The 12,812-nt window shown below is 74.1% G+C and carries 11 protein-coding genes and 1 pseudogene; 3 read left to right on the forward strand and 9 right to left on the reverse strand.

Annotated elements, in window-relative coordinates; genetic code table 11:
• Positions 1–469: 469 nt before the first annotated feature.
• Both PS271_RS02910 and PS271_RS02915 read right to left on the reverse strand, forming a co-directional pair.
• Positions 470–2,113 (reverse strand): amidohydrolase, encoded by a 1,644-nt coding sequence (locus PS271_RS02910; RefSeq protein ID WP_398379815.1) that lies wholly within the window; start codon positions 2,111–2,113, stop codon positions 470–472.
• A 66-nt stretch (positions 2,114–2,179) separates the two neighbouring features.
• A complete protein-coding gene (locus tag PS271_RS02915; protein WP_030365423.1) occupies positions 2,180–2,623 on the reverse strand; it encodes an Lrp/AsnC family transcriptional regulator in 444 nt (147 codons plus the stop codon).
• A gap of 208 nt (positions 2,624–2,831) precedes the next feature.
• On the opposite strand from PS271_RS02915, the gene PS271_RS02920 reads away from it, so the two are divergent.
• A complete protein-coding gene (locus tag PS271_RS02920) occupies positions 2,832–3,212 on the forward strand; it encodes a hypothetical protein (RefSeq protein ID WP_356277168.1) in 381 nt (126 codons plus the stop codon).
• Between the two features lie 86 nt (positions 3,213–3,298).
• Here PS271_RS02920 and PS271_RS02925 read toward each other — a convergent pair whose 3' ends face one another.
• Positions 3,299–4,471 carry an acyl-CoA dehydrogenase family protein gene (locus tag PS271_RS02925; RefSeq protein ID WP_398379818.1) on the reverse strand — a complete coding sequence of 391 codons (1,173 nt, stop codon included), beginning with the start codon at positions 4,469–4,471 and terminating at the stop codon, positions 3,299–3,301.
• A gap of 337 nt (positions 4,472–4,808) precedes the next feature.
• On the opposite strand from PS271_RS02925, the gene PS271_RS02930 reads away from it, so the two are divergent.
• Entirely contained in the window at positions 4,809–6,092 is a 1,284-nt protein-coding gene (locus PS271_RS02930; protein ID WP_398379820.1) for a glycoside hydrolase family 18 protein, read from the forward strand.
• Between the two features lie 57 nt (positions 6,093–6,149).
• Here PS271_RS02930 and PS271_RS02935 read toward each other — a convergent pair whose 3' ends face one another.
• The 3 genes from PS271_RS02935 to PS271_RS02945 form a co-directional block, all read right to left on the reverse strand.
• A complete protein-coding gene (locus PS271_RS02935; protein ID WP_398379822.1) occupies positions 6,150–7,007 on the reverse strand; it encodes an ABC transporter ATP-binding protein in 858 nt (285 codons plus the stop codon).
• 28 nt (positions 7,008–7,035) lie between these two features.
• A complete protein-coding gene (locus PS271_RS02940) occupies positions 7,036–8,040 on the reverse strand; it encodes a FecCD family ABC transporter permease (protein ID WP_398386641.1) in 1,005 nt (334 codons plus the stop codon).
• Between the two features lie 78 nt (positions 8,041–8,118).
• Positions 8,119–9,183: an ABC transporter substrate-binding protein gene (locus PS271_RS02945; RefSeq protein ID WP_398379825.1), complete on the reverse strand. Its 1,065-nt coding sequence runs from the start codon at positions 9,181–9,183 to the stop codon at positions 8,119–8,121.
• Positions 9,184–9,519: 336 nt separating this feature from the next.
• On the opposite strand from PS271_RS02945, the gene PS271_RS02950 reads away from it, so the two are divergent.
• Positions 9,520–10,230, forward strand: a complete 711-nt coding sequence (locus tag PS271_RS02950; RefSeq protein WP_398386642.1) for a PIG-L deacetylase family protein — start codon at positions 9,520–9,522, stop codon at positions 10,228–10,230.
• A gap of 30 nt (positions 10,231–10,260) precedes the next feature.
• Here PS271_RS02950 and PS271_RS02955 read toward each other — a convergent pair whose 3' ends face one another.
• The 3 genes and pseudogenes from PS271_RS02955 to dhaL form a co-directional block, all read right to left on the reverse strand.
• On the reverse strand, positions 10,261–11,454 hold the full coding sequence (locus PS271_RS02955; RefSeq protein ID WP_398379827.1) for a PP2C family protein-serine/threonine phosphatase: 1,194 nt from the start codon (positions 11,452–11,454) through the stop codon (positions 10,261–10,263).
• 143 nt (positions 11,455–11,597) lie between these two features.
• On the reverse strand, positions 11,598–12,050 hold the full coding sequence (locus PS271_RS02960) for a PTS-dependent dihydroxyacetone kinase phosphotransferase subunit DhaM (protein ID WP_398386644.1): 453 nt from the start codon (positions 12,048–12,050) through the stop codon (positions 11,598–11,600).
• Positions 12,051–12,059: 9 nt separating this feature from the next.
• Positions 12,060–12,692: pseudogene (dhaL, locus tag PS271_RS02965) on the reverse strand (dihydroxyacetone kinase subunit DhaL); the annotation flags it as partial.
• Positions 12,693–12,812 lie beyond the last annotated feature (120 nt).

A 12,812-nucleotide genomic window follows, 5' to 3' on the forward strand; every position in this document is an offset into this window, starting at 1 on the left:
CGTGCCCGCCCTGGGTGCGTGCGCAGGGCAGGGGAAGGCCGGGGAAAGGCCGGGAAAACGCGGGGGTGGGGCGAATGGGGGCCCGGCGTCCTTCGGGCCGACCCGGGACCCGCTGGCTGCGGGTCGACCTAGAGCCGTTGTCTACTGAACGTCCGGGCCCCACCCGGGTCGCACCTGCCGGCCCGGCAGCACCTCACTCGCCCCCGTGCGCTGGAACCTGGCTGCCAGTGGCGGTGGCCGCTCCCCGGCGCACCGCCCCATGGCCCAGCGGCGTTCGACGACTGTGTGGAAGTGCACCGGCCGGACGTCCTGTGGTGGACTCCGCAGAACCTACCGGCCGCCGCCCGGACCCTGTCAACACCTCTGCGACCTGGGGATATGCACTAAATCAGCAGGTCAGTACGGCGAGTGATCACGGGCGGCGACAGGCCGACGTCTCATCGTTCGGCGGTACGCGACGGGCGCGGAGTCACTCGTTCGGACGCTCGTAGACGGTGTGCCCGCCGACGACCGTGCGCAGGCAGGTGGGGAGCTCGGTGCCGGGGGTCAGATCGGGCAGGCCCGGGGTGCCCGAGCGCGGGTCCGTGGACCAGCTCGCCACGCGCTCGTCCGGCACCTGCACGACGAGGTCGCCGGCCTGCCAGACCGCGTAGTCGGCGGGCGCGCCCGGCACCAGGACGCCCGCGTCGTCGCGGCCCACGGCGCGCCAGCCGCCGCGCGTGTGCGCGGTGAACGCGGCCCGGACCGAGATCCGGTGCTCGGGGGTGCGGTGGAAGGCGGCGGCGCGGACGGTGCCCCACGGGTCGAGCGGGGTGACCGGGCTGTCGGAGCCGAGGGCGAGGGGCACGCCGGCGCGCAGCAGGGCCGCGTACGGATTGAGGGTGCGGGCCCGCTCGATGCCGAGGCGCTGGGCGTACATGGCCGTGTCGCCGCCCCAGGCGGCGTCGAAGGCGGGCTGCACGGACGCGGTGAGGGCGAACTCGGCGAAGGCCGCGATGTGCTCGGGCGTGAGCATCTCGGCGTGCTCGACGCGGTGGCGGGCGGCGCGCACGCGCGCCAGTCCCAGCTTGTCGGCCGCGGCGCGGACGCCCTCCACGACGGCGGTCAGCGCGGCGTCGCCGATGGCGTGGAAGCCGGCCTGGAGGCCCGCCTCGGTGCACGCGGCGACGTGGGCGGCGACGGCGGCCGCGTCGAGGTGGGCGGTGCCGGTACGGCCGGGCAGGTCGGCGTACGGCTCGTGGAGGCACGCGGTGTGCGAGCCGAGGGAGCCGTCCACGAAGAGGTCGCCGGCGGCGCCCACCGCCCCGAGCTCGCGGATGCGGTCCGCGTCGTTCGCGGTTGCGACGGCCTCCGCCCAGTAGCCGACGACGCGCGGGCCCGGGCGGCCGGCGGCGAGGCGCAGCAGCCCGGTGAAGTCGTCGGCACTGGAGATCTGCGGCCCGGCGCACTCGTGCACGGAACCGATGCCGAGCGAGACGGCGCGGTCGAGCGCTGCGGTCTGGGCCGCGGCGCGCTGGGCGGCGGTGACGCCCGCGTGCGCGGCGGCGCGCACGGCGTGGTGGGCGTCGCCCGTCAGCGGCGCCTCCGGGTCGTATCCGTCCAGGCCGGCGAGGCCCGGCACCAGGTCGAGCAGGGCCGTCGTGACGACGGCCGAGTGGACGTCGGCCCGGGTGAGGTACAGCGGCCGGCCGCCGGTGGCCTCGTCCAGCTCGCGGCGGGACAGGGGGCGCTGCTCGGGCCACGCGCTGGCGTCCCAGCCGTGGCCGAGGAGGACGCCCTCGGTGGGGCGGGCGCCGGCGTGCGCCCGGATCCGGTCGAGGGCCTCGGCCAGGGAGCGGGAGCCGGTGAGGTCGAGGCCGGTGAGCGCGAGGCCGGTGGCGGTGGTGTGGACGTGTGCGTCCGTGAAGGCGGGGGTCACCAGCGCGCCCCGGAGGTCGACCACGTCGTCGACGCCTTCGGCGAAGGAGTCGGCGGCTCCTTCGGAGCCGACCCAGGCGACGGCGCCGCGCTCGACGACCATGGCCGTGGCGAACGGGTCGGCGGGGCTGTGCACGGTGCCGTTGCGCAGCAGAACGGTGCGCGGCTTGTCCTGGGATGCGAGGGACTCGGTCATGGGGATCAGTCTCTCCCACCCGGGGCTGCGCCCCGGACCCCGGCCCTCACCGGCCGGACGAGGGCGTCAGCCGACCCTCGGCGGCCTCGCCTCGTACGGCGTGGACAGGACGATCGTCGTCCGCGTCGAGACGCCCGCCAGGGAGCGGATCCGGGCCAGCAGGTGCTCCAGCTCCAGCGGCGTGGCGACCCGCACCTTGAGGATGTAGTTCTCGTCGCCGGCGACGCTGTGGCAGGCCTCGATCTCGGGGATCTCGGCGAGCCGGTCGGCGATGTCGTCGGGGGCGCTGGGGTCGAACGGCTTCACCGAGATGAACGCGGTGAGGGGCAGCCCGACCGCCTCGGGGTCCACGACGGCCGCGTAACCGCGGATGACACCCCGCTGTTCGAGCCGGCGCACGCGCTGGTGCACCGCCGAGGTGGACAGGCCGGTGGCCTTCCCCAGGTCGGTGTAGCTCATCCGCCCGTCCTTGACGAGCAGTTCCACGATTTCTCTGTCCAGCTCCTCCACGCGGATCAACCTACTGGGTCCGGGCCGGAGCGGCACAGTCGACGGCTCCACGGGGGCGCATGACGACGCACAAAGACATGTGACGAACAACACAGATATGCACCCGTGTCCTCCGTGATGCGGAGATTACCCGGCTCGTGACGCGGGAAGTGCTTGCTGTGGCCGAGGCCGAGGCGCCTGGCCGGCCAATCCGAGGGGGAGAAAGACTATGCCCAGCCTGGAACGCCTGAACGAAGGCGACGGCAGCAGCCCGTACGAGTCCTATGAGGTCGACACCACCACGATGTTCCGGGTGACCTGCCCGGACTGTGCGCGCCCGATCGCGCTGCTCCCCGACGAGGACGTGCTCCCCGAGCACGCGCTGTGCCCCTCGCCGTGGAATCCCTTCGGGCTCACGGTGTGCCCCGGCTCGGGCCGTGCGATGGAGGACGCCGCCGCGGCGGACGAGTCTCCGGACGGCCAGGAGTTCGACGCGGCGCTGATGCTCACGCTGCCGGAGAGCCTGGACTGGCGGACGCAGCCGTTCTCCCACATCGGGGGTCCCGGCTCGCGCCCGGTCCGCGTCCCGGAGATGCGCCGGCCGTCCTGACGAGCTCCTGACGCGGATGACGCACTCCTGACGCAGGAGCGTTTCCGGCGGGCGGGCCGCGCGGAGCCCGCCCGCCACGCCGCCGCTCAGCGGCTCTCGGCGCCCGCCAGGTGACGGGCGATCACCATGCGCTGGATCTGGTTGGTGCCCTCCACGATCTGGAGCACCTTGGCCTCACGCATGTAGCGCTCGGCCGGGAAGTCCGCCGTGTAGCCGTAGCCGCCCAGGAGCTGGACGGCGTCGACGGTCACGCGCATCGCCGCGTCGGTGCAGAAGAGCTTGGCCATGGCCGCCTGCTTGGAGAACGGCAGGCCGGCGTCGCGCAGCCGCGCCGCGGCGAGGTAGAGCGCGCGGCCGGCCTCGACCTGGGTGGCCATGTCCGCGAGCATGAAGCGCAGGCCCTGGAAGTCGGCGAGGGGCCGCCCGAACTGCCGCCGCCCGGCGGTGAAGGCGATCGCCTCGTCGAGCGCGGCCTGGGCGACGCCGACCGCGCAGGCGGCGATGCCGAGGCGCCCGGAGTCCAGCGCGGACAGGGCGATCGCGAAGCCCTGTCCCTCGTCGCCGATGCGGCGGGCGTCCGGAACCCGCACGCCGTCGAAGTGGAGTTGGGCCGTCGGCGAGCCCTTCATGCCCATCTTGCGCTCGGGGGCCGCGGCCGACAGCCCGGGGGCGTCGCCGGGGACGAGGAAGGCGGTGATGCCGTGGGCGCCCTCGCCTCCCGTACGGGCCATCACGGTGTAGAAGTCCGCGATGCCGCCGTGGGTGATCCAGGCCTTGGTGCCCTCGATGGTCCAGGTGTCGCCGTCGCGGGTGGCGCGGGTGCGCAGGGAGGCGGCGTCGGAGCCGGAGGAGGGCTCGGAGAGGCAGTACGCACCGAGGAGCCCGCCGCCGAGCATGGCGGGCAGGTGCTCGGCCTGCTGCTCCTTGGTGCCGTAGCCGGCGAGCGCGTGGCAGGCGAGGGTGTGCACGCTGACGCCGAGGCCCACGGTGAGGCGGGCGGCCGCGAGCTCTTCCAGGACCTGGAGGTAGACCTCGTAGGGCTGGTCCCCGCCGCCGAACTCCTCGGTGTAGGGCAGGGCGAGCAGGCCGGAGGCGGACAGCAGCCGGAAGACCTCGCGGGGGAAGCGCCCGGCTTCCTCCTCCCCGGCCGCGACGGGCTCGATCTCCCGCTGGACCAGATCGCGTACGAGCGCGAGCAGGTCGCGGGCCTCCTCGGTGGGCAGCTGTCGCTCCACCGGCTGCGGGCCGTGGTCGGTCATGGCGGCGCTCTCCTCCCTGTCGGGCGCTGCGGCGACGGGCGCGCAAGGGTGTGGCGGCGCCGCCGGTGATGCCCAGCCGATGATCCCGCGCCGGGTCGCGGCACCGGATGACCTGCGGCTGTGGCGGCTTGGAGTATGCCCGATCGGCGGGCTGACGTCACGGGTTGACAAGTCGCGCACCAGGCGCAACGTCCTTGTGACGCAGTCGTGAACGGGGTTGGTCCAAACCATTGACCGCACTGGTCCAGACCTTCTATGGTCCTGGGCACGCTTAGCGCGTTCATGCCAGGTCACACCCCCCGCAGAGCACCTCTCCCCACCCCACCGAGGAGAACCGATGCCCGCACGACCGCGTACCCTCCTGCCGTCACGACCGCGTACCGTCCTGGCCGCCTTCGCCGCCGCCGGGGCCCTGCTCACGACGACGCTCCTCACCGGTCCGGCGAACGCCTCCCCCGCCGCACCGGCTGCCGCACCCGCCGTCGGATCCGACGGCGGGTCCGACGACACCGCCGCCGGCCGCAAGGTCGTCGGCTACTTCACCAACTGGGGCGTCTACGAGCGCAATTACCACGTCAAGAACATCCGGACGTCCGGCTCGGCCGACCGGCTCACGCACATCAACTACGCCTTCGGGAACGTCACGAACGGCAAGTGCGCCATCGGCGACTCCTACGCCGACTACGACAAGGCGTACGACGCCGCCGGCAGCGTCGACGGCAAGGCCGACACCTGGGACAACGGCGCCCTGCGCGGCAACTTCAACCAGCTCCGCAAGCTCAAGAAGCTGCACCCCGGCCTCAAAGTGGTCTGGTCCTTCGGCGGCTGGACCTGGTCGGGCGGCTTCGGTGAGGCCGCCCGCAACCCGGCCGCCTTCGCCGAGTCCTGTTACGGCCTCGTCAAGGACCCGCGCTGGGCCGACGTCTTCGACGGCATCGACATCGACTGGGAGTACCCCAACGCCTGCGGCCTCACCTGTGACACGAGCGGTCGCGAGGGGTTCGTGAAGCTGATGGCCGCGCTGCGCTCGAAGTTCGGCACGCGCAACCTCGTCACGGCCGCCATCACCGCCGACGCCTCCGACGGCGGCAAGATCGACGCCGTCGACTACGCGGGCGCCGCCCGCTACGTCGACTGGTACAACCCCATGACCTACGACTTCTTCGGCGCCTGGGACGCCAAGGGCCCCACGGCCCCGCACTCCCCCCTCACGTCCTACCCCGGCCTCCCGAAGCCCGGCTTCACCACGGACGCCACGATCACCAAGCTCAAGTCCCTCGGCATACCCTCCTCCAAGCTCCTGCTCGGCATCGGCTTCTACGGCCGCGGCTGGACCGGCGTGAACCAGGCGGCACCCGGCGGCACGGCCACCGGCCCGGCGAAGGGCACGTACGAGGACGGCTTCGAGGACTACAAGGTCCTCAAGGCCAAGTGCCCGGCCAACGGCACGGTGGCGGGCACGGCCTACGCCAAGTGCGGCAGCGACTGGTGGAGCTACGACACCCCGTCGACGATCGCCGGGAAGACGGCGTACAAGAACCGTCAGGGGCTGGGCGGCACGTTCTTCTGGGAGCTGAGCGGCGATACGACCGACGGCGAACTGATCAAGTCGATCGGCTGACGCCGGGCGCCTCCGGCGGGGGATGACCACCATGCGGCGCCCCCGCCGGAGCGGTGATCAGCTCCTTCCGGGGAGAGCGCCGGTGCCGAGCGGGAGGTCCGCCCTGCCCCTGCCCTCCTCGTCCTCCTCACCCCGCCGGAGGCGACCGGGCGTGCGGTGGTCGAAGGCGATCAGGGGATCGCCCGTCAGCGGGTGGTCGACGACCGCCGCCCGGACGCCGAAGACATCGGCCAGCAGCTCCGGGGTCAGCACCTCCCTCGGCGGGCCCGAGGCCACGAGCGCGCCCTCGTGCAGGACGTGCAGGCGGTCGCACAGCGACGCCGCCGCGTTCAGGTCGTGCAGGGACAGCAGGGTCGTCCGGCGCTGCGCGCGCAGCAGGGCCAGGAGCTCGACCTGGTGCAGGACGTCCAGGTGGTTCGTCGGCTCGTCCAGGACCAGCACCTGCGGGTCCTGGGCCAGTGCCCGCGCCAGCAGCACCCGCTGGCGCTCGCCGCCCGACAGCGCCGAGAAGCGCCGCTTCTCCGCCCCCGCGAGCCCGACCCCGGCCAGCGCCGACGCCACGATCTCCGCGTCGGCGCGGTCCTCGCCCGCGAACGCCCGCTTGTACGGGGTGCGGCCCATGGCCACCACCGCGCGCACCGAGAGCTCGAAGTCGCTGCCGCGCTCCTGCGGGAGCGCGGCCACCCGCCGGGCCGACTCGGCGGCGGTCAGCGACGTGATGTCCGTACCACCGACCAGCACCCGGCCCGCGTGCGGGCGCAGATAACGGTAGACGGTGCGCAGGACCGTCGACTTGCCGCTGCCGTTCGGCCCGACCAGCCCGGCGATCTCGCCTTCCTCCGCGACCAGGTGCACGCCGGAGACGACCGTCCGCCCGGAGAGGGACACCTCCAGGTCCTCGATCGCGATCCTCATGCCGGCCGTCCCCATTCCGCCCATCCCCCTAGCCCCTCTCCACCAGGCGCCGGTCCAGCAGGTACAGCAGCGTCGGCGCGCCGACGAGCGCCGTGACCACGCCCACCGGCAGCTCCTGGTCCGGCAGCGCCGTACGGGCCACCAGGTCGACCACGACCAGCAGGACCGCGCCGAACAGCGCGGCCACCGGCAGCAGGACGCGGTGCGCGCCGCCCACGACCATCCGGCACACGTGCGGCACCATCAGCCCCACGAAGCCGATCGCGCCCGAGACGGACACCAGCACGCCGGTGAGCACGCTCGTCACGACGAACAGCTCGCGCCGCAGCCGTGTCACGTCCACGCCCAGCCCCGCCGCGGTCTCGTCGCCCATCAGCACGGCGTCGAGCGCCCGGGCCCGGGCCAGGAGCGCGGCGAGGCCGAGCACGACGGCCGCGGCGGGCACACCGAGCGTGGACCACTGGGCGCCGCCGAGGGAGCCCATCAGCCAGAACAGCACGCCGTGCGTCTGCTGGTCGTCGCCGGCCTGGAGCACCAGGTAGTGCGTGAAGCCGGACAGGAACTGGCCGATGCCCACGCCCGCCAGCACCAGCCGCAGCGGCGAGAACCCGCCCCCGCGCCGCGCCATCGCCCACACCAGCGCGAACGACGCGAGCGCGCCGGCGAACGCCGCCGCCGACAGCCCGAGCCCCAGCAGCCCGCCCGCGCCCGCCCCCAGCACGATCGCCGCGACCGCGCCGAGCGAGGCCCCGCTGGAGATGCCCAGCAGGTACGGGTCCGCCAGCGGATTGCGGACGAGGGCCTGGACGGCGGTGCCCACCAGGCCCAGGCCCGCGCCCACCACGGCCGCCAGCAGCGCCCGCGGCACCCGCAGCCGCCACACGATCAGGTCCTGCGTGCCCGGCACGGGATCCTGGCCGCTGACTCCGCGCACCACCGAGGACCACACGTCGCCGAGCGGCACGTCCGAGGAGCCGAAACACACCGAGGCCGTCAGCGCGACCAGCAGGGCGCAGCCCAGCGCGGCCGCCACCCACGGCGCCCGCGCCCCGGGCTCGCGCTCCTCCGCCCGCTCCGCGGCGACCGCGGCGGGCGCCCCCAGGGACCCCACTTACTTGACCCGGTCCGGGTGCAGCGTGTGCGCGATCTCGCGGACGGTGTCCGCGCTGCGCACGCCCCCGATCGTGGTGCGCTCGGAGCCGATGCGCAGGAAGCGGTTCTCCTTGACGGCCGTGAGGTCCTTCGTGGCGGGGAGGGTCTTCAGGAACTCCGCGGCCTCGTCGAAGGCCTTGGCGTTCGCCTCGTCGCTGCCGCGGTTGCGGACGCCGAGCTGGATCCAGTCGGGGTTCTTGGCGACGACGTCCTCCCAGCCCACGGGCTTGAAGTCGCCGTCGCAGCCGTCGAAGACGTTGCGGCCGCCAGCCATGCCGATCACGGCGTTGGCGACCTGCCGGTTGCACACGGCCATCGGCTGCTTGGTGCCCGCGTCGTAGTCGAAGAAGAAGTACGAGGGCCGCTTGTCCGCGGGGACGTCCTTGAGGGCGTCGCGCACGGCGCCCGTCTTCTTCCGCATTTCCTGCACCAGTTCGGCGGCGCGCGCGGAGGTGCCGGTGACCTTGCCGAGCTCCTCGATGTCGGCCTCGACGCCCGAGAGGTCCGTCCGCGGGCTCTTGCTCATCGCCGCGCAGGCCGTCGACTTCAGGAAGACGTGCTTGATGCCGGCGGCCTTGAACTCCTCGGCCGTCGGCGCGTCGCCCATCTTGCCCATGTTCTTCATGGACGAGAACGCGTCGACGTAGAGGTCCGCGCCCGAGCCCAGCAGCTTCTCCTTGGGGATCACCGTCCTGCCCAGCACCGGCACCTTCGCCGCGCGGTCCGCGTACTGCCCCGGCAGGGCGCCCTTGCCGGGCGGGAAGCCCGTGCCGATCGCCTTGTCGGCCGCGCCCAGCCACATGAGCAGTTCCAGGCTCGCGGCGTTGCTGGTGACGATCTTCTTCGGCGCCGCGTCGAAGGTGGTCTTCGCGCCCATGCAGTCCGTGACGGTCACGGGGAAGCCGGACCGTGCGCCGGCCCCGGCGCCGTCGGACTTCTCCGCCGCACCGCCACCGCCGCCACCGCAGGCCGTCGCCGACAGGGCCACTGCGGCCAGGACACCGCACCACGCACGAGGGCGCATCAGACAACTCCAGGAATTTCGGTTTCGCCACGGCCCGCCGGTGCGGGCCCGGATCAGGTAGTCGGACCGCAGGACCGCCCGGTTCCCGCGTGTCGCGAAGAACTGCGACGTACGCTTCATCGAACGCCCTGCCGACGGCGCGTGGCGCGCGGCGCGGGCGCGCGGCGGGCGCGCCCCGGGGCGGATCCGACCGGCTGAAGGCTGTACTGAAGGCTGAGGGAGACCGTGATGGCGGATGCGACGGGTACGACGGATGTGACGGCCGCGGCGGGCGCGGCGGAGGACGTGCCGGCAGGGGCGCCCGGGGCCGAGCAGGCCGCCGCCCTGCTCAAGGAGATGCCCACCGACTGGCGGCGCGCCCTCGCGATCGTCGCCCACCCCGACGACCTCGAATACGGGGCCTCCGCCGCCGTCGCCACCTGGCTGGACGACGGCCGCGAGTGCGTCTACCTGCTGGCCAGCGCCGGTGAGGCCGGGATCGACACCATGGCACCCGCCGAGGCCGGCCCGCTGCGCGAGCGCGAGCAGCGGGCGAGCGCGGCCGCCGTGGGGGTGGCGACCGTGGAGTTCCTCGGCCACCCCGACGGCGTCATCGAGTACGGCACGGCCCTGCGGCGCGACTTCGCCGCCGCCATCCGCCGCCACCGCCCCGAGCTCGTCCTCACGCTCAACCACCACGACACCTGGGGCGGCACGTACTGGAACACGCCCGACCACCGCAACGTCGGCCGGGCCGTCCTCGACGCCGTCGGCGACGCCGGCAACCGCTGGATCTTCCCCGACCTCGCCGAGGAGGGCCTCGTGCCCTGGGACGGCGTGCGCTACGTGGCGGTGGCCGGCTCCCCGCAGCCGACCCACGCCGTCGACGCGAGCAGCGGCCTGGAGCGGGCGGTCGCGTCCCTCCTCTGCCACCGCACGTACATCGAGGCGCTGACGAAGGAGGACCCGGAGACGTACTGCCGCACGTTCCTGGAGGGCAGCATGCGGGGCGTCGCGACGCGGTTCGGGGGGCGGCCGGGGGTGGCGTTCGAGCTGTTCGTCCGCTGAGGGGCTGCGGGGGAGAGACGGCCGCGCACCTTACGGGGCCGGGGCCCGCTCCTCCTCCCCCTCGGCGGCGGCCGCCCCGTGGTATTCCGCCGCCCGTTCCATCACCAGGACCGCCACGTCGTCCTGCAGCCGCCCGCCCGTGTGCGCGTCGAGGTCCGCGCGGAGCCGCTCCAGCAGCTGGGGGGTGGGCAGGGCGGCCCACGCGTCGAGCCGCTCCGCGAGCGGGTAGAAGCCGCCGTCCGGCGACCGGGCCTCGGTCACCCCGTCGGTGCAGGCCAGCACCCGGCAGCCGGGCGGCAGGGCGACGCGCTGCGCCGTCCGCGGCGCGGCGGCCAGGTCGCCGAGGCCCAAGGGCAGCCCCGCGTCGGCCGGTTCCAGCTCGCGCACCCCGCCGTCCGCGCCGATCAGGAACGGCGCGAGGTGCCCGCAGTCCACGAACACCACCGGCACGTGCCCGTTGACGCCGGGGTCGCCCGGCGCCTCCTCCGTGCCGAAGGCCAGGGCCGTCACGAACTCCTCCGCCGCCCGCATCCGCAGGTCCTCCGGCCGCCCGGCGTGCCGCTCCGGCTGCAAACGCGCCTGGTACTCCGCCGACCGGTGGTAGCGGTACAGCCCCTGCTCCATCGCCACCACCCCGCCCTCCAGGTCGCGCCGGTGGTACGCCGCCTCGCGGAAGGCGGTCAGCACCGCCGCCCCCGCGCCCAGCGTGCCCAGCCCCTTGCCCCGTACGTCACCGATGAGCACGCGCGTCCCGTACGGCGTGTCGACCACCTCGTACAGGTCGCCGCCGACGAGCGCCTCCCGCTGCGAGGACACGTAGAAGCCGTCCACGACCACGCTGCGCGTGCGCAGCGGCAGGGGCCGCAGCAGCGCGCGCTGCGCGGCCTCGCCGGTGGCCCGCACGCGCTCCAGCAGCGACTCCGCGTCGCGCCGCAGCCGGGCCACGGCGATGCTCGCGCCGACCATCAGGGCGTTGCCGACGAACGAGCCGACCCTGTTGACGGGCACCTCGCCGTTGACGACGCCGTGGTGCGCCACCATCAGGCAGAAGTCGAGGACGCCGACGAACACCGTCTGCCGGTACGTGCACACCGCCGCGGCCGTCATCGGGGCGAGGGCGGCGAAGACGTCCAGCCGGAGGTTCGACGGTGTCATGAGGTCGACGGCGACGATGGCGCCCAGGTAGGCCAGGACCAGCGCGAAGGGGAGTCTGCGCGACGACACCGTGGCGGGACCTCCACGCCGGGACGGAACGGAACGGGAACGGGAACGAGGAAGGGACACATGGGGGCATTTGTGCCATTACACCCTGGCATGGGTGATGCGTCCCGGCCACCGCTGCGATCTTGGTGCCGCCGCCTCTTGACTCAGAGTTTGCGGTAGGCCCGGGCGTCGTCCGCCGCGGCGAGCACGGCCGCGAGGTCGCCGCCGGCCGAAGCCGTCACCAGGGCGGCCACCGCGCCCTCCACGAACGGGGCGTCGGCGATCCGCACCTCGGAGCCGCCGAGGCCCTCCGCGAGCAGCGCCTTCACCGTCAGGACCGCGCTGCCCATGTCGCAGAACACCGCCACGCCCCGGCCCTGGTCCGCGGACGCCACCGCCCGGCGCACCAGCTCGGCGCTGGTGCCGACCCCACCGTCCGGCAGCCCGCCGGCCGCGGCCGCGGGGGCGGGGTCGCCAGTGCCGACCAGGGCCTTCGCGAGCTCTGCCGTCGCGGCGGCGACCTCCCGGCTGTGCGAGACCAGCACGATGCCGACCCGGCCCGCGGGCTCCGCCCGCGCGGGGGCCTCGGCCGCCGCGGCCTCCCGCTCCGGCGGCACCGCGCACAGCGCCGGGTCCGTGGCCTCGTACAGCGCCGTGACCAGCAGCGCGGACGACGTCGCGCCCGGGTCCTGGTGGCCGATGCTGCGCTCGCCCAGATAGCTCGCCCGGCCCCGGCGGGCCTGGAGCGGAATCGTCGCCTCGGCCCCTTCGCGAGCCGCCCGCGCGGCGGCGTCCAGCGCGGCCACGACGCCCTGCGGGAGGGCGGCGGCGTACGCGTCGGCGGCGGGTTGCAGCGCGTCGACCATCGTCTTGTCGCCCGGCGCCGAGTCCCCGAGCCGCCGCACGCTCGCCACGGCGGCACCGAGCGCCCGCCCCAGCGCCTCCGCTCCGACCACGGGCTCCTCGCCCAGCACCTTCCCCATGCGCCGCAGCACCGTCCCGTACAAGGGCCCCGACGCCCCGCCCACGGTGTTCGTCAGATGCCCCCCGACGGCCGTCAGCAGCGCCCCCGGCGTAACGGGCGGCTCCGCGGCCACCGCCTCGGCGGCGGAAGTGAACCCGCGCTTGAGGTTCGCGCCGTGATCGGCGTCGCCGATGGCGGCGTCGAGTTCGGTGAGGTACGCCGACTCCGCCACGATCACGCGCGTGGCGCGGTCGAGAAAACGGCGGAAGAAGGCGAGGTCGAGCGGGACGGTCATGTGCGGTGACTCCCTCGGTGAACGACGGGGTTCGGCCCGGCTCAGCGTAATGCTCGAAGGTCGCCCGCGTGATCGACCTGTTGACGGTGGAGCCCGCCCACCTCTCACTTTCATTGCATC

It is taken from the genome of Streptomyces sp. SCA2-17 (assembly GCF_044336695.1).

Excerpts from the sequence above, each read along its gene's own strand:
- PS271_RS02910 (WP_398379815.1), bottom strand. The coding sequence starts at position 2,113 with ATGACCGAGTCCCTCGCATCCCAGGACAAGCCGCGCACCGTTCTGCTG.
- PS271_RS02950 (WP_398386642.1), top strand. The coding sequence starts at position 9,520 with ATGCCCACCGACTGGCGGCGCGCCCTCGCGATCGTCGCCCACCCCGAC.
- PS271_RS02925 (WP_398379818.1), bottom strand. The coding sequence starts at position 4,471 with ATGACCGACCACGGCCCGCAGCCGGTGGAGCGACAGCTGCCCACCGAG.
- PS271_RS02930 (WP_398379820.1), top strand. The coding sequence starts at position 4,809 with ATGCCCGCACGACCGCGTACCCTCCTGCCGTCACGACCGCGTACCGTC.
- PS271_RS02935 (WP_398379822.1), bottom strand. The coding sequence starts at position 7,007 with ATGAGGATCGCGATCGAGGACCTGGAGGTGTCCCTCTCCGGGCGGACG.
- PS271_RS02920 (WP_356277168.1), top strand. The coding sequence starts at position 2,832 with ATGCCCAGCCTGGAACGCCTGAACGAAGGCGACGGCAGCAGCCCGTAC.
- PS271_RS02945 (WP_398379825.1), bottom strand. The coding sequence starts at position 9,183 with ATGCGCCCTCGTGCGTGGTGCGGTGTCCTGGCCGCAGTGGCCCTGTCG.